This window comes from Mucilaginibacter xinganensis (genome assembly GCF_002257585.1).
GTDB classification, from domain to species: Bacteria; Bacteroidota; Bacteroidia; order Sphingobacteriales; family Sphingobacteriaceae; genus Mucilaginibacter; species Mucilaginibacter xinganensis.
On record NZ_CP022743.1, the window covers coordinates 866,253 to 882,772 of the forward strand.

Genomic DNA, 16,520 nt, shown 5'->3' on the forward strand with positions numbered 1-16,520 from the left:
ATGCACAGCGTACACTTAGCGTATGGGGTACCGAAAAAAATTCAGCATGACGGGATTATATGTGCAAATCCCTACATATTAAACGTGCCATTTCTTTCCTGTTCCTGGTAATTTTGTACGGTTTCAATGGCGTTATCAATTACATCGCTTAGCGCCACTATAAATGTACCGGGGCGGGCAAGGCTCATGGAATGTTTAATCGCGTCAATTTCATTGGGCACCACTTCATATTTTTTCTCTTTATCAACCGAGTCGATCCCTTCAACCAGTAAACCAACAATATTTTCGGCAGTGCGGCCGCGCAGGTGTTTTTCCTGGCGGATGATGATATAATCAAACATCTCTGCCGATAGTTTGCCCAGCTCGCGGATATCTTCGTCGCGCCTGTCGCCGGTGCCCGCAATGATGCCTATTTTTAACGGAGAGTCGATGTGATCCAGGAACGCCTTGATCCCTTTAAAGCCTGCCGGGTTGTGCGCAAAGTCGATCATGAAGCGGAAATCCCTGAAATTAAAGATATTCATTCTGCCCGGTGTTTGCGCCGCCGACGGGATAAAGGTTTCCAGCGAGATCTTGATGTCTTCGGTCTTAAAATCGTACAGGAAGGTAGCCAGCGTGGCGGCCAGTACATTCTCAATCATAAACGGAACGGTACCGCCAAAAGTAACCGGGATAAGTGTGGTGCGTTGCACACGGATCTTCCAGTCGCCTTTTTGTATGGTGATGAAGCCGTTTTCATAAATACAGGCTATCCCGCCTTTTTTGCAGTGCGATTTAACGATCGGATTGTTTTCGTGCAGGCTGAAATAGGCCACCTTGCAATGCGCGTTTTTACCCATGCGCACACAGTATTCATTATCGGCATTTAATACAGCCCAGCCATCTTTCTTTATAGCATCAACCACTACATTTTTTACGCGGGTTAAATCATCAAGCGTATGGATATCCTGCAGGCCCAGGTGGTCCTCCTGGATATTGGTTACCACGCCGATATCGCAAAAGCCGAAGCCCAGGCCCGAACGTAAGATGCCGCCCCTTGCAGTTTCAAGCACGGCAAAATCAACCGTTGGGTCCTTCAAAATAAACTCCGAACTCACCGGGCCGGTGGTATCGCCTTTAAGCATCATATGGTTTTGCACGTAAATGCCGTCAGATGTGGTGAAGCCAACCCTGAAGCCGTTATTTTTTACGATATGGGCTATCAGGCGGGTGGTGGTGGTTTTGCCGTTGGTGCCGGTTATTGCTATAATAGGGATCCTTGCTGATTTTCCCGGGGGGTACAGCATGTCTATTACATGGCCGGCAACGTTGCGCGGCAGGCCCTCGCTTGGTGCAATGTGCATGCGGAAACCCGGCGCTGCGTTTACCTCCAGCACTACGCCGCCATTTTCGGTAAGCGGTTCAGTAAGGTTTTCGGCCATTATATCAATGCCGCAAATATCAAGGCCGATGATCTTGGAGATCCTTTCGCAGATGAAAATGTTTTGCGGGTGTACATGGTCCGTTACATCAACAGAAGTACCGCCGGTGCTCAGGTTGGCGGTTGATTTTACAAACACCTTCTCGCCTTTTTTCGGGACGGTATCAAGCGTATATCCTTTTTTCTCGAGCAGGTCCAGCGTGTCGCGGTCAATCGAGATCAGGGTCAGCACGTTCTCGTGTCCGTAACCGCGGCGCGGATCTTCGTTTTCCTTATCAATCAGTTGCTGTATGGTCGAAACGCCGTCGCCCTTCACATGGGCCGGGTCGCGCAGTGCGGCAGCAACCATTTTATTGTCAATCACCAGCACCCTGAAATCGTACCCGGTAACAAAACGTTCAACTATTACCTTGCGCGAGATGCGGGCAGCGTGTTCATAAGCTTCAACAGCCTCTTCGTGTGTTTTTATGTTGATAGAGATGCCGCGGCCATGGTTGCCGTCAAGCGGCTTAAATACCAGCGGGAAGCCCACCTTGCGTATGGCCTCGTCCACACCTTCAATTGTTGATATGGTGATGCCTTTGGCAACCGGAATAGCCTGCTCCATAAGCAAGCGCTTGGTTTCATCTTTATTGCTTGCAATATCAACGGCAATACTGCTGGTTTTCTCGGTCATGGTAGCGCGAAAGCGTACCTGGTTTTTGCCGTAACCCAATTGCACCAGCGACTGGTTGTTTAGCCTGATCCAGGGGATATCCCTTGCAATGGCCTCTTCAACTATTGAACCGGTGCTTGGCCCCAGGCGGGTGTTTTCGCGGATTTCGCGCATTTTCTGAATGTCGTGTTCCAGGTCATACTCGTCGCCGTTTATCAAAGCTTCTGCAATTTTTACCGATGCTTCGGCAGCAAAAATGCCCACTTTTTCTTCAAGATAAGTAAAAACCACGTTGTAAATACCCGGTGTTTTAGTCTCGCGGGTACGGCCAAATCCGGTCTCCATGCCGGCCAGGGTCTGGATCTCCAGGGCAATATGCTCAATAACGTGCCCCATCCATGTACCGGCCTGGATCCGCTGAAAAAAACCACCCGGAACACCCGGTGAGCAACGGTGGCTATACAACGATGGCATTAAATTTTCAAGTCGTTCATAAAACCCGTCAATAGTGTTTGTTGGCCTGTTCTCCAGGTCTTCGAGGTTCAGCCTCATCTGGATCAATTTTTTACGGCTAACACTCCAAATGTTGGGTCCGCGCAATACTTGTATATTTTCTATCTTCATAGTGATGGTAAAACGTTCGTAAAGGGGTAATTTGTTCTAAAACTAAAAAACTTAAGTGTGTAATAAAATTTTAAGGGTAAAAAAGGCATTATTATTTGCAACAGCTAACCTTTATGGTGGTTTTTATTTTAATTTGTATATTGTTGCAGCTGGTTAGTTGAATACGTGAGTGCTTATTTAAATTAATAAAAAATGACTGTCCCGAAAGGTAAACTGATAATTATTGGCGGTGCCGTTGATATGAACACCAATTTAGGTGCCCAGGAAGAGATCTTAAAGCCTGATCACTTAAAGTTTTTTGAACAGGGGATCCTGAAGCGGATCATCACCGAATCAGCCAGGCAGTCGGCATCAAAGGTTGAAGTAATTACCACGGCTTCGCAAATTCCTGAACTGGTTGGCGAAGAATATACCGAAGCTTTTAATTACCTGCTCGCCAATCCCATCGGCGTAATGGATATCCGCACGCGGGAGGACGCCTCCAACCCGGAATATCTGGAACGCATCCGCAAATGCGATGTAGTGATGTTTAGCGGCGGCGACCAGTTACGGCTGAGCTCCATTTTTGGCGGAACTGAGTTTTTGCAGATCATGAAGAACCGCTACGAGCATGAGCATTTTGTAATAGCCGGCACATCGGCAGGCGCAGCGGCAGCATCAACCAATATGATCTACCGCGGCCAAAGCAGCAAAGCGCTGATCAAGGGCGAGGTGCAGATAACAGCAGGACTGGGCTTTATTGACTCTGTAATAATTGATACCCATTTTGTGCAGCGTGGCCGCATCGGCAGGTTATTGTACGCCGTGGCCAGTAACCCGGGCATGCTTGGGATAGGGCTGGGTGAAGATGCCGGCCTGCTGATAACCGAAGGCACCATGATGGAAGCCATCGGATCGGGATTAACAATTTTGGTTAACGGGCGCAAAATGGCCGAAACCAATATTTATGATGTTGAAATGGGCTCGCCCGTATCCATAAAAAATATGCGCGTAAGCGTAATGTCTATATTTGATAAATATGACCTGGCACAAAGCCAGCTGCTGATAAAGAAAGCAACTAAAGCCGAAGAAGGGGTGGTGGTTACCGCACCGGGAAGCTAAGTCTGAAGATTAGTGATTGGAGGTTAGCGGAAGTGCCTTATTTTCCTTCCGGACTTTTCAGACGCTAATACTTTCGGACTTCATTATATCTGTCTAACATGAAAATAATAATCCACGGCGGTTTTTTCAGCGAATCGCTGACCAACCAGGAAGTAAAAAAAGCCAAGCAGGATGCGCTTGCTGAAATAGTACAGCTTGGGCATACATACCTGCAGGAGCATACTGCGCTTGAAACGGTTGTTTACACCGTACAGCTGCTGGAAGACTGCGAACTTTTTAACGCCGGCACGGGGTCGCAGATCCAGAGTGATGGTAAAATAAGGCTCAGCGCTTCATTGATGGATGGTAAAACCCTGAAGTTTTCGGGGGTGATCAATATTGAGGATGTGCAAAACCCTATTTGCATCGCTGAAAAACTACTGGCTTTTGATGACCGCGTTTTAAGCGGTAAAGGCGCACATGACTTCGCGCGTGAACACGGCTTTAATTACCATAACCCCGAAATACCGCAGCGCCGCGAGGAGTACGAAAAAAAGCTGAGCGATTCCATCAGGCTGGGAACAGTGGGCTGCGTTGCGCTTGACAGCGACGGCAACCTGGCTGCGGCCACATCAACCGGTGGCAAGGGTTTTGAAATGCCGGGCCGCGTAAGTGACTCCGCCACAACAGCCGGTAACTATGCCAATGCCTTTGCCGGCATCTCATGCACAGGGGTGGGCGAAGATATTGTTAGCGGCGCAGTTGCCTCAAATATTGTGATCCGCGTAACCGATGCCTTGCCGCTGGCGCAGGCCACCAAAAAAACTTTAAGTGAACTAAAACCCTATGATGGCTTTGCCGGCGTAATCGGTATCTCCGCCACGGGCGAAATTTACCATGCCGATACCCATCCCTATATGGTTTGGGCAAGCTATGACGAAGGCGTTGAAGTATTTGCTTAATTGATTAAATTAAATAATTCTTAAAAAACCTTCCTTCAGGGTGTTTATTCAAAACGCTGGTTATACAGTTTTAAAGCCCTGTTGCCATGCCTTCCCGAATGAACCAGCTTGATAATTGCTGTAGTTAAAAACGCAGTAGCAACCCCGGTTAAAATATAGGCAGCGGTTTTATTGTGGTGCTGGTAAATAAAGGTTGGCTGTCCGTTCACCAGCGCGGTGGTTTCGCCGGCAAATTTACTGGTTTTTGCAAACGCTATTGCTGCCCCGGTTCCCGATGCAACAAATCCAGTAAATGAAATATATCCCCAGGTAATGTTACTTTTAGCCAGGTTGTATTCAGCAGCCGAAGGTGCGTAGCTCAATAACCTCATCTTAACATCTTCCGGCGTTTGCAGTTTGCCGCCAATGGTATAAAGATGAGCAGTGTGTGTTCCCTCGCCAAAGGGGATGACCTTAATAATACTGTCGGGTTGAGCCTTTGATCTTGTGGTGTCCTGCGCCCGCGTAAATAAAGAGGCAGACAATAATAAAACTGTGATTAGGATAAGCTTTTTCATGCGTGATAATTATTAGCCTTTTTGACTAAAAACAACCGCAATGGTTTGATAAAATATTGGTAACAAATTAATTACGTTATACTTCGCTTACATCCTTCAGCTCGCTGTTCTTTTTATAAGTGGCCCAAACATAGAACGGGATACCCGCCATCAGCAATAAAAAGCCCCAGTACACGGTGTTTTGCCCCGAGCCGGCAACCGCCCATATTGAGTAGGCAAAAGCCAGAGCGCCTACTATAATGGCTGCGGGCAGCCCCTTTGATTGTTTTATTTTTAACCGGATGATCACAAACGCGGCAGCACAAAAAAGATAAGGTACCAGTGTAGTTAAGGTTGATAGCAACAGCAGGAACCTGAACTGCTCAACCAGGCCTTTGGTGTAGTTCATCATCATAAATACAGATACAAACGTACTGCTGACGATTATGCCCACATAAGGCGCCCCCTTTTTATTCTGTCTGCCAAAAACCGGCGGAAATAATTTGTCTTTTGCTATGGCGTAAGGTAATTTTCCCTGTATGAGTGTCCAGCCGTTGAGCGCGCCAAAGGCTGCAATAGCCATGCCTGCGCTGGCCCAGTAGCGGGCGTTGTTGCCGAACATAATGGCGGCAGCGTCAGCATAAGGCGTTACAGAATATTTAAGCTGTGCAGCGGGGATGATCCCCATGATGCTTACACTGCCCAGGATATATACAATGGTACAAATAAGCAGCCCCAGCATGGTAGCACGGCCAATTATTTTTCCCGGATTTTCAACACTGTCGGCCGGGATGGTGGCGCACTCAATGCCCACAAACGAGAACATGGTAATGGTAGCGGTAGCGTTAATGGCATCATAAACCGAGCCGCCGCTGCTGTTAAACGGATGGAAGTTTTCGGCGCGGATAAAAAATAACCCACCGATGGAGATCACCAGTAAGGGCAGTAATTTTAAAATGGTAGTTACCAGCTGCACCCGGCCCGATGCCGGTACTCCCCGGGTGTTGATCCATGCTAAAAACCATATCGCGCTTAATCCGGTTAAAATTGCAGCTGCTGCATTGGTAGCAAGCGCCGGAAAAAAAGTACTCATGGCGCTCACAAACGAAATAGTTATAGCCGCATTAGCAGTAATAACAGAAATATAATAGCCCCAGGCCACTATAAAGCCGGCAAAATCGCCAAAGCCATGATGGGTATAAGCATAGGGGCCGCCGGTGCTTTTGGGCACCAGAGCGCTTAGCCTGCTGAATACACGTGCCAGGAAAAAGGCGCCGATAGCTGAAAATACCCATCCCAATAAACTCACGCTGCCGTAGGAGGCCATTGCAGAGGGAACTAAAAACACGCCGGCACCAATCATACTGCCTACCACTAAGGACGTACTTGTCCAGATGCCTATTTTTTTGGATGGTTCAGCCATGTATAACCCGTGGTTTAAATTAATGTCAGGCTGTAATTTATAAATATATTTTTTATTCCTTATTTTTATTTTCGAACAGCGTAAAATGCTTTTTGTAAACCGCTTATACTTTCGGCAGTAAATCTGCGTTTCGATATTTCGCGGAAGAATATTTACTTTTACATAATTAATTTAACCGGCGACAAAAGATTAAATGAAATTTACCCTTCTTATTCTCTGTTCTATGTTTAGCCTCACGGCTTCTGCACAGTGGTATAACATATTTAAAAATCACCAGCGCTTTCCTTTAGTTGAACAGGTAACCGATCATTCCGTAGCCCGGATAAAGGTTAATACAGCTATTAAGCCTGCTAAAATTCATAACTTTACTTTAGACCGCAGCGAGTACAGCTACCAGGCAGTTGAAAATATGGTAATGCGTACGGCACAGCATAACATGCGTTTCAGGGTATATAATGACGCCAGCTATAATTTCAGCGAACTTGCTAAACTTTATATCCAGCAAAACCGCTATTCGGAAGCCAAATGGTACCTGCTGCAAAGCAATATCATATCGCGCCGACAAAACGATGATAAACATACCATTGCCAACTTAATGGAACTGGCAATCATAAAATCGGAACTTGGCGACTATGCCCAGGCCCAGCAGGATTTAACAGAGGCGCATGACATGGCCACCATGAGGGGTTTTAATACCGAATTAACGGCTATTGACAAAAAAATGGCACTCATCAAACAAAACAAAAATAACGCCCCCAAAACCGATGTGCGCTATGCCGAGGCAGCTATGAGCAGTTCAAAAGCTGAATAATAATGCCAGGGCCTTTGCTGAATCTTGACACTCAATAACTTGTTTCTTTTTTTTCCGCACAATAAATTTGTAACATTATCGTAAAATGTGTGCATGTTTTGTGAAAACAATTCAAACATTATTGTAATATTGTTATTCAATAAAGAGACGGCGATGGGCTGTCTCTTTTTTTTAAATTAGTAAACCGAATTTAGGCACAAGTATTGATGTTTTATATAACCCCGGATTTAAAGAGTGTAAAAGATATGTTCAAAAAATTATATTTAGTGCTGGTTCTTGGTGCCACGCTGGCGTGCAGCGCCAAACCAGCCAAACATGTTAACGTTGACGGCTCAAACAATATTCAGCCCGATGAAAAGCAGGCTATTGTTTGTAAAACTATAGCAACGCTTATTTCAAAATACAACTATAAAAAGGTGGAGCTTAACGACTCGATCTCTTCCATAGTTTATAACCGTTATTTAAAAATGATGGACGAAAGCCATAATTACTTCCTGGCTTCTGATATTACCGACTTTGATAAGTATAAAACCGTTTTAGATGACGACGTTAAAAACGGCAACTTAAGCGATGTTTTCTACATATTTAATGTTTACCAAAAGCGTTATATCGACAGGATCAAATACTCGCTGACGCAGCTGGATAACGATTTTGACTTTTCAAAAAACGACAACTTTACTTACAACAGGGAGAGCCTTCCTTTTGTATCGTCAGAAACTGAGATGAATAAGATCTGGAGCGAAAGGGTAAAGTATGATATGCTGAACCTTAAGCTTGCAGGTACTGATGCAGCTAAAAACAAACAAACGCTGAAAAAACGTTACGAAAGTTTATTAGCACAAGCTAATAAGCTAAATAACCAGGATGTTTTTCAACTGTTTATGGATGCCTTTACCGAGGCTATTGACCCCCACACCAATTACTTTAACCCGGCCAACGCAGCCAACTTCAATATTGAAATGTCGCGCCAGCTGGAAGGGATAGGCGCTGGTTTAAATACCGAGAATGAGTTTATCATCATCAAATCATTAACCGCAGGCGGGCCCGCTGAAAAAAGCAAACAGGTAAATGTGGACGACCGTATTGTGGGCGTTGCGCAGGGTGCCGATGGCGAGTTTCAAAATGTGGTAGGCTGGCGCGTTGAAAATGCCATTGCATTAATTCGCGGTAAAAAAGGAACTACGGTAAGGCTTGAGCTTTTACCAAAAGGGTTAAGCGTGGGCAGCAAGCCTAAGGTTGTTGAATTGGTAAGGGAAAAGATCATCCTGAAAGATGAATCAGCCAAAAAAGAGATCCGTACTTATAATGAGAACGGCAAAACCGTGAAAATCGGGGTTATCTCAGTTCCTGCTTTTTATCTCGATTTCAACGATTATAAATCAGGCAACCCTAACTATAAAAGTACCACACATGATGTTAAGCTGCTGATCGATTCATTAAAGCTTGAAGGTGTGGATGGTATAGTAATGGATATGCGCCAGAATGGTGGCGGCTCATTACTGGAAGCAGTTGATTTAACCGGCTTATTTATAAAAACCGGTCCTGTAGTGCAGGTAAGAAACCCTAACGGCGAGGTGGAAGTGGATAAAGATGAAGATCCTTCTGTAGCCTATGCCGGCCCGCTTGCCATATTGGTTGATCGTTTCAGCGCATCTGCAACAGAGATATTTTCAGGTGCGATACAGGATTATGGCCGTGGTATTATTTTAGGCTCTCAAACCTACGGTAAGGGATCTGTACAAAATGCTATTGACCTTGACAGGGTGATCCCGCCGTCGATACTGGAACGTGCTGCCGCACTTGTTGGCAAAGATAAAGTAACTAAGACAACAACAACCGGCAGTCAAAGCGTATTTGGCCAGCTGAACTTAACAATTGCCAAATTTTATCGCATAACCGGTAATTCAACCCAGCATAAGGGTGTTACACCTGACATTGCTTTCCCTTCGGTTATTCCTCTGGATAAATATGGTGAGGATACCGAGCCGTCAGCAATGCCGTTTGATGTGATTGAAAAAAGCGCCTATACCAAGGTGGGAGATTTTAACGCCATATTACCACAGCTTAAAAAACTGCATGACCAGCGCATGGAGACCAGCCCTAACTACAAATACATGCTGGAGGATATTGCTGATATTAAAAAGCATCAAACCGAAAAAAGCGTTACCCTGAATGAGCAAAAATTAAAGGAGCAACGTGATCAGGACGAGAAGAAAGCGTTTGAAGAAAACAATTTACGCAGGGTTGCTATGGGGTTACCTGTTTTGAAAAAAGGCCAAACCCGTCCTCGTAATGAAGATCTGGATTTCCTGAAGCGCGAAGCCGGCCAGATCCTTACAGACTACATCAGCCTGGATAACAAGTTTACCAATACAACACCCGCTTTAAGAAACTAAGCGTTATAAAAATAGTATAAGCAAGTCCTGGTTAACGCCGGGATTTGTTGTTTAAAACCAAATTTAAAAATTCAGGTTATTAATAAATGCCTAAAAAGCCACTGCTTGAATTTACTGACAAAGGGATCTACTGTGCTGCCGGGAAGTTTTATATAGACCCATGGAAGCCGGTTGACGACGCTGTGATAACACACGCCCATGCCGACCATGCCTACTGGGGGAATAAGCACTACCTTGCCCATCACCACTCGCGCGAGGTGCTGTTATATCGTCTTGGCGAAATTCAGTTACAAACGGTGGAGTACGGCGAGAAGGTAATGAAAAATGGTGTGGAAATTTCCCTGTTTCCTGCCGGCCACGTTATAGGTTCGGCGCAGATCAGGGTGGAGTACCGCGGCGAGGTGTGGGTGGTATCCGGCGATTACAAAGTGGAGGACGACGGCATCTCGACCCCGTTTGAACCGGTGCGCTGTAATCATTTTATTTCGGAGTGTACCTTCGGCATGCCTGTTTACCAGTGGAAACCGCAGGTTGAGATCTTTAACGATATGAATAACTGGTGGCGCAGCAATGCGGAACATAACCTGGCTACGGTAGTGGTAGGGTATTCATTGGGTAAAGCCCAGCGCATCCTGCAAAATCTTGATCTTTCAATAGGCACCGTTTATACCCATGGCGTCATTGAAAATACCAACGAAGCGCTGCGCCGCAACGGCATCATCCTAAACCCTACCTCAAGAATTACGCCCGATACCCCAAAGGAGGAAGTGCGTAAAGGCATAATTATAGCGCCCCCATCATCGGTGGGTACGCCATGGATGCGAAAGTTTAGCCCCTATAGTTTTGGTTATTGTTCGGGTTGGATGGCTATTCGCGGCGCAAAACGCAGGCGGGCGGCCGACCGGGGCTTTGTGCTTTCGGATCATGCCGACTGGGATGGTTTGGTAAGTGCCATTGATGCTACGGGCTGCGACAGTGTTTACCTGACCCATGGTTACACCGCAACTTTTACCAGGTATTTAAACGGGATAGGTTTTGACGCACACGAGGTGCACACACTTTACGGCGACGATGAAGGAGTTGGTAGTGTGCCGGAGGAAGAGCCGGAAGTTCATGCTGTGTCTCACCCTGCCCTCTCCAAAGGAGAGGGTTCTAAAAAAGATAATAAAGGTACAAGCAAAGTCCTCTCCTTTGGAGAGGATTTAGGTGAGGCGGGAGGGCATTTATCATGAGAGCCTTTGCCCAATTGTTTCTTTCGCTTGATGAAACCAATAAAACCAATGAAAAGGTTAAGGTGTTGAAGGCGTACTTTAATAGTGTGCCTGATACGGATAAAATGCATATGCTGGCTTTGTTCTCCGGCCGGAAACCTAAGCGGCAGATCAACTCCACACTGGTACGTAAATGGGCCATTGAGGCTTCCAACATCCCGGCATGGCTGTTTGAAGAAAGCTACCATGTTGTTGGCGACCTTGCCGAGACCATGGCCTTACTAATGCCCCAAAACCGGGGCAGCAGCAACAAGACACTTACCGAATGGATTGCAGAAATAAACGGGCTGGGCACTAAAAGCGAAGAAGAAAAAAAGCTTTGGCTGTTTGACTCATGGGCCATGCTGGATAGCAGCGAACGCTTTGTATTTAATAAACTGCTTACCGGAAGTTTCAGGGTGGGGGTTTCACAAAGCCTCGTGGTAAAGGCACTGGCAGAGATCACCGGAATAGAAGCGCCTGCCTTAACCCACCGCATAATGGGGAACTGGATGCCGGAAACCTATAGTTTTGAGCAGCTGGTACAGGAGCAAAATGCCGCGGATGATATTTCACGCCCGTACCCCTTCTTTCTGGCTTACCCCATTCAGGAAACATCTGAAAGGCAAAAATCAACGGATGAGCTGAAAGCGTCACTGGGAGATGAGGCTGAATGGCAGGCTGAATGGAAATGGGACGGGATCCGCTCACAATTGATCAAAAGAGGTGGCGAGATCTTTATCTGGAGCAGGGGCGAGGACCTGGCTACAGATAAGTTCCCCGAATTGCACCCTTTTTTAAATGCCCTGCCCGATGGTACGGTAATAGATGGCGAGCTGTTGAGTTTTCAAAATGGCTTGCCCATGCCTTTTAATGTGCTGCAAACCCGCATAGGCCGGAAAAACCTGAGCAAAAAAATATTGGAAGAAAGCCCGGTTGCAGTAATAGCTTACGACTGCCTGGAATATGCGGGCGAAGATATCAGGAATAAAACCCAGACCGAGCGCCGGCAGATTTTGGAAGGATTACAAGCCGCAACACCTTTCCCGGAGATATTCCGCATTTCGGCACTCATTTCGTTTGAGAGCTGGGGGGAACTGGCTGTGGTAAGGGAGCAGTCGCGTGCGATGATTGCCGAAGGTTTAATGCTGAAACGCAAAAGCGCTGCTTACCAGGTGGGCCGCAAGCGCGGCGACTGGTGGAAATGGAAGATAGACCCGCTTTCGGTTGATGCGGTGATGATCTATGCCCAAAAGGGCCACGGCCGCCGTGCCGACCTGTACACAGATTATACCTTTGCCGTTTGGGATGGCGACAAGCTGGTGCCTTTTGCCAAGGCATATTCCGGCCTTACAGATGCCGAGATCAATAAGGTAGATTACTTTGTGAAGCGCAACACGCTGGAAAAATTTGGCCCTGTACGTACCGTTAAACCCGAGTTGGTTTTTGAGATCGGCTTTGAGGGAATTAACCGGTCTGCCCGGCATAAATCCGGCATAGCCCTGCGCTTCCCGCGCATACTTAGATGGCGGCAGGATAAGCCCAAAGAAGAAGCCGATACCATTGAAAGTTTGCGGGCGCTTTTGGGCGATGGAGAGTATTAATTGAAATGTTTTTCAATTAATTTTTTTAAATTTTTGCTGGCTAATCCAAATTTTGGATCTATCCTTAGAGCTTCTTCGTAATGGAATCGGGCGCGATTGAAATCCGAAAAATGTTTTTCAAAAAGCTCCCCGAGATTGTTATGACCTTTAGTGTAACGCGGGTCGATTTTTATGCTTTGTTCATAGTGTTTTTTTGCGCCGTCGAAGTCTAAAAAATGATTTTCAAGAAGCGACCCTAAATTGTTGTGGGCCTTCCCGTATTCTGGCTCAATGTTGATTGCGTGCTCATAATTGATTCTTGCACCTTCGAAATCGGAAAATTCGTTCTTTAAAAGTAAGGCTAAATTATAAAAGGCTTTGAAATATTTTGGATTGCTTATGATAGCTTTTTCATAGTTCATTTTTGCGCCCTCGAAATCTGAAAAGTGGGTTTTTAAAAGTGAACCTAAACTATTGCGAGCTTTGGCATGATGAGGGGTTATTTTCAATGCTTGTTCATAATGGAATTTTGCTTCATTGAACTTGGCGAGGTTATTTCCGAGTAATAATGCCAAATTATAGTGAGGTTTGTCATATTTGGGGTCTAGTCTGATGGCTTCTTCATAATGAAATTTTGCTTTTTCAAAGTCTAAAAAGTGATCTTTTAATAATAGCCCAAGATTATTATGCGCCTCTTTATATTTAGGATCAACCCTAATTGCTTCTTCATAGTACTTTTTGGCTTTTTTATTTTGGTTCGCTTGATGAGCTAAATACGCCCTTTGGAAAAATCCATATCTATTATTAGGATATGTCTTTAAAAACTCTTCCAATGCCATATCTCGTTCTTCAGCATCTTCAATTTTTAGTGTTCGGATTAATTCTTCGATTATTTTTTCATCGTTAAAGCCAATAATCTTGAAAAGGGCTCGGTAATTTTCATTTTTTAATTTCTTATATGTAGAAACGTTAAGGTCAGTAATTTTTTGAAAAAACTTTGGAAGATTATCTCTTATATTTTGACATTTCTTGACATATTCTATTGAAACCTCATTTGTGTGTTTTCTTTGAAGCTTATCTGCCTTTTTTTTCTCATCTAACCAATAATCATAATACACATCTTGATTGAGAGGGTGAAAAATGGAAGTGGCGTTGTCAGTGATTAGTGGTAATATCCTTTTTTCGAATTCGTGCGTGTTCAATAATTCAGTTACTTCATACATGCAGTTTAAACTCCGTAAGTATTCATTACTGATAATCATCAATACATAATCACTCTTACCTATTTGTTGCATAAATTCCTTAATGCTCGTCCGATATTCTAAATCTCGAATATCTCTTTTGAAGGGAATGCCTATGTTTGCAAAATCCTTATCAATTTCATCTGCTATATTAGCGTTGGCCCATGAGTAGGACAAAAAAATGTTTGGGTTTAGGTTATCTGTCATGTGGAAAACTAATTTACGATGAATTTGTGAGAAATTTGTTGTGAACTTAACATATTTTAATCGTTTTGAAAGAAACAGAATCCCCATTTTTAGCGAGCGAATTGCCAAATGAATATTGCTTTGGTTCATTTTTCCGAAAACAATTCTTTACTTGATTTTAGGACGGCCAATAAACACTCTCCTTAATCAAAGCCATGCTTAATAATCATGAATCAAGGCTCAAAAACCTCCTAATCCGCACATCCGAAATTTGCACATTTGCACATCCTCTGACTCATTTTAGGCAGAAATCAGCACCCTTGCTATGCATGCATAAAAAACGTACCGAATACCGTTTTGAACTTTGGTATAAATTGTAAAATATATTGTATCTTTATAATTCAATTAATCAATTTTTTATATTGATTAATTGAAATGATGCCAAATTAAATACTAATTGAACATTTCTTTTTAATCGCTTGGTATTCCTTTGGGCTATCTCTACCTTACAAATACCAAATTGTAATACCCGGTTAAACCCTGGTTGTAATTAAAATTTTAGTACCAACAGCTGGCAACAGCAATGAGATATGAGTGCAAAAACCGAAACTACCGAGCTAAATAAATACAGCAAAACCTTCACCCAGGATGAAACCCAGCCTGCCGCAAAAGCAATGCTTTACGGTATAGGACTTACTGACGACGATATGCAAAAACCGCAGGTCGGCGTGGCAAGTATGGGTTACGATGGCAACACCTGTAACATGCACCTGAATGATTTGGCCAAGCTGGTTAAACAGGGCATCTGGAGCGAAGATATGGTAGGCCTGATCTTTCACACCATTGGTGTAAGTGACGGAATGAGCAACGGTACTGACGGAATGCGTTACTCGCTGGTTAGTCGCGATATTATTGCCGACTCGATTGAGGCGGTTGTTGGTGCACAGTATTATGATGGTGTTATTACTCTGCCTGGCTGTGATAAAAACATGCCGGGTTCTGTTATGGCAATGGCGCGTTTAAACCGCCCGTCAATAATGGTGTATGGCGGTACCATAAAACCAGGCCATTGGAAGGGCGAGGACCTGAATATCGTATCGGCATTTGAAGCTTTGGGTAAAAAGATAGCCGGGCAAATTGACGATATCGATTTTATGGGAGTGATCAAAAATGCCTGTCCGAGTGCCGGTGCCTGCGGCGGTATCTACACCGCAAACACCATGGCTGCGGCTATTGAGGCTTTGGGAATGAGTTTGCCGTACTCGTCATCAAACCCTGCATTAAGTGATGAAAAGAAAGCAGAGTGCTTAGCGGCCGGTAAAGCCATTAAGATCCTGTTAGAAAAAGATATTAAACCAAGCGACATCATGACCGCCGAAGCATTTGAGAATGCCATAGTGGTTATTATGGTGTTAGGCGGATCCACCAATGCGGTGCTGCATTTAATTGCGATGGCAAAAGCAATTGGCGTTAAGTTAACCCAGGACGATTTCCAGGCGGTGAGCAACCGCATCCCTGTGCTGGCCGATATGAAGCCAAGCGGTAAATACATGATGGAAGACCTGCACAAGGTGGGCGGCGTACCGGCTGTAATGAAATATTGCCTGGCGCAAGGCTGGCTGCATGGCGATTGTCTTACCGTTACCGGCAAAACAATTGCCGAAAACTTAGCGGATGTACCGGAGATTAACTTTGATACTCAAAAAATTATTCTGCCGGTTGAAACCCCTATTAAAGCTACCGGCCATTTACAGATCCTATACGGAAACCTTGCCGAAGGCGGCAGCGTTGCCAAAATAACCGGTAAAGAAGGCACCAGCTTTGAAGGACCTGCACGGGTGTTTGACGGTGAGTTTGAACTGATCCACGGAATCCAGAGCGGCTTTGTGAAAAAAGGCGATGTGGTGGTTATCCGTAACGTGGGCCCTAAAGGCGCACCGGGTATGCCTGAAATGCTGAAACCTACATCGGCTATTTTTGGCGCAGGACTGGGAAGCTCAGTAGCATTGATTACTGATGGCAGGTTCTCGGGCGGAACCCATGGTTTCGTCGTCGGTCATATCACGCCGGAAGCTTATGACGGCGGGGGTATTGCCTTTGTAAAAGATGAGGACAGGATATTTATTGATGCCATAAACCGCACCATTAATGTAATGATAAGCGACGAAGAATTTGCTGCACGTAAGGCAGCCTGGGTACAGCCCGCGTTAAAGGTTAGCAAAGGGCTGCTATACAGGTATGCAAAAACCGTTAGCACCGCCGCAGATGGTTGTGTTACCGATGAGATGCCGTAAGAGAGGCGAAAGCTGAAAGGTTTTTAAAAATAAACAGAATGCAATCGGTGAAATCACTA

The 16,520-nt window shown here is 45.1% G+C and carries 11 protein-coding genes; 7 read left to right on the plus strand and 4 right to left on the minus strand.

The window, feature by feature from the left end:
* Positions 1-71 precede the first annotated feature (71 nt).
* Positions 72-2,699: a cyanophycin synthetase gene (cphA, locus tag MuYL_RS03805; protein ID WP_094569264.1), complete on the minus strand. Its 2,628-nt coding sequence runs from the start codon at positions 2,697-2,699 to the stop codon at positions 72-74.
* A 192-nt stretch (positions 2,700-2,891) separates the two neighbouring features.
* Here cphA and MuYL_RS03810 point away from each other — a divergent pair, with 192 nt between their 5' ends.
* A complete protein-coding gene (locus MuYL_RS03810; RefSeq protein WP_094569265.1) occupies positions 2,892-3,800 on the plus strand; it encodes a cyanophycinase in 909 nt (302 codons plus the stop codon).
* A 98-nt stretch (positions 3,801-3,898) separates the two neighbouring features.
* Positions 3,899-4,741 carry an isoaspartyl peptidase/L-asparaginase gene (locus MuYL_RS03815; protein ID WP_094569266.1) on the plus strand — a complete coding sequence of 281 codons (843 nt, stop codon included), beginning with the start codon at positions 3,899-3,901 and terminating at the stop codon, positions 4,739-4,741.
* A gap of 44 nt (positions 4,742-4,785) precedes the next feature.
* Here the strand turns inward: MuYL_RS03815 and MuYL_RS03820 are convergent, their stop codons facing one another.
* Together MuYL_RS03820 and MuYL_RS03825 are read right to left on the minus strand one after the other, a co-directional pair.
* The gene (locus MuYL_RS03820) at positions 4,786-5,298 is read right to left on the minus strand and encodes a hypothetical protein (protein ID WP_094569267.1); all 513 of its coding nucleotides are present in this window, start codon (positions 5,296-5,298) and stop codon (positions 4,786-4,788) included.
* A gap of 76 nt (positions 5,299-5,374) precedes the next feature.
* Positions 5,375-6,700 carry an amino acid permease gene (locus MuYL_RS03825; protein ID WP_094569268.1) on the minus strand — a complete coding sequence of 442 codons (1,326 nt, stop codon included), beginning with the start codon at positions 6,698-6,700 and terminating at the stop codon, positions 5,375-5,377.
* 193 nt (positions 6,701-6,893) lie between these two features.
* Here MuYL_RS03825 and MuYL_RS03830 point away from each other — a divergent pair, with 193 nt between their 5' ends.
* The 4 genes from MuYL_RS03830 (at position 6,894) to MuYL_RS03845 (ending at position 12,761) form a co-directional block, all read left to right on the plus strand.
* Positions 6,894-7,511, plus strand: a complete 618-nt coding sequence (locus MuYL_RS03830; RefSeq protein WP_157740588.1) for a tetratricopeptide repeat protein — start codon at positions 6,894-6,896, stop codon at positions 7,509-7,511.
* Positions 7,512-7,756: 245 nt separating this feature from the next.
* Positions 7,757-9,907 carry a carboxy terminal-processing peptidase gene (locus tag MuYL_RS03835; protein ID WP_094572842.1) on the plus strand — a complete coding sequence of 717 codons (2,151 nt, stop codon included), beginning with the start codon at positions 7,757-7,759 and terminating at the stop codon, positions 9,905-9,907.
* A gap of 86 nt (positions 9,908-9,993) precedes the next feature.
* The gene (locus MuYL_RS03840) at positions 9,994-11,139 is read left to right on the plus strand and encodes a ligase-associated DNA damage response exonuclease (RefSeq protein ID WP_094569270.1); all 1,146 of its coding nucleotides are present in this window, start codon (positions 9,994-9,996) and stop codon (positions 11,137-11,139) included.
* Positions 11,136-12,761 carry an ATP-dependent DNA ligase gene (locus MuYL_RS03845; protein WP_094569271.1) on the plus strand — a complete coding sequence of 542 codons (1,626 nt, stop codon included), beginning with the start codon at positions 11,136-11,138 and terminating at the stop codon, positions 12,759-12,761. Before MuYL_RS03840 ends, MuYL_RS03845 begins: the two co-directional genes overlap by 4 nt.
* On the opposite strand, the gene MuYL_RS03850 is transcribed toward MuYL_RS03845, so the two are convergent.
* Positions 12,758-14,317, minus strand: coding sequence for a toll/interleukin-1 receptor domain-containing protein (locus tag MuYL_RS03850; protein WP_094569272.1), 1,560 nt, complete (start codon positions 14,315-14,317; stop codon positions 12,758-12,760). The two genes, MuYL_RS03845 and MuYL_RS03850, sit on opposite strands and share 4 nt — an antisense overlap.
* Before the next feature lie 440 nt (positions 14,318-14,757).
* Between MuYL_RS03850 and ilvD the strand changes: the two genes are divergently transcribed.
* A complete protein-coding gene (gene ilvD, locus MuYL_RS03855; protein WP_094569273.1) occupies positions 14,758-16,461 on the plus strand; it encodes a dihydroxy-acid dehydratase in 1,704 nt (567 codons plus the stop codon).
* Positions 16,462-16,520 lie beyond the last annotated feature (59 nt).

Coding starts and splice junctions, on each gene's coding strand:
- MuYL_RS03850 (WP_094569272.1), bottom strand. CDS start 14,317: ATGAACCAAAGCAATATTCATTTGGCAATTCGCTCGCTAAAAATGGGG.
- MuYL_RS03810 (WP_094569265.1), top strand. CDS start 2,892: ATGACTGTCCCGAAAGGTAAACTGATAATTATTGGCGGTGCCGTTGAT.
- MuYL_RS03835 (WP_094572842.1), top strand. CDS start 7,757: ATGTTCAAAAAATTATATTTAGTGCTGGTTCTTGGTGCCACGCTGGCG.
- MuYL_RS03825 (WP_094569268.1), bottom strand. CDS start 6,700: ATGGCTGAACCATCCAAAAAAATAGGCATCTGGACAAGTACGTCCTTA.
- cphA (WP_094569264.1), bottom strand. CDS start 2,699: ATGAAGATAGAAAATATACAAGTATTGCGCGGACCCAACATTTGGAGT.
- MuYL_RS03840 (WP_094569270.1), top strand. CDS start 9,994: ATGCCTAAAAAGCCACTGCTTGAATTTACTGACAAAGGGATCTACTGT.
- ilvD (WP_094569273.1), top strand. CDS start 14,758: ATGAGTGCAAAAACCGAAACTACCGAGCTAAATAAATACAGCAAAACC.
- MuYL_RS03815 (WP_094569266.1), top strand. CDS start 3,899: ATGAAAATAATAATCCACGGCGGTTTTTTCAGCGAATCGCTGACCAAC.
- MuYL_RS03830 (WP_157740588.1), top strand. CDS start 6,894: ATGAAATTTACCCTTCTTATTCTCTGTTCTATGTTTAGCCTCACGGCT.
- MuYL_RS03845 (WP_094569271.1), top strand. CDS start 11,136: ATGAGAGCCTTTGCCCAATTGTTTCTTTCGCTTGATGAAACCAATAAA.
- MuYL_RS03820 (WP_094569267.1), bottom strand. CDS start 5,298: ATGAAAAAGCTTATCCTAATCACAGTTTTATTATTGTCTGCCTCTTTA.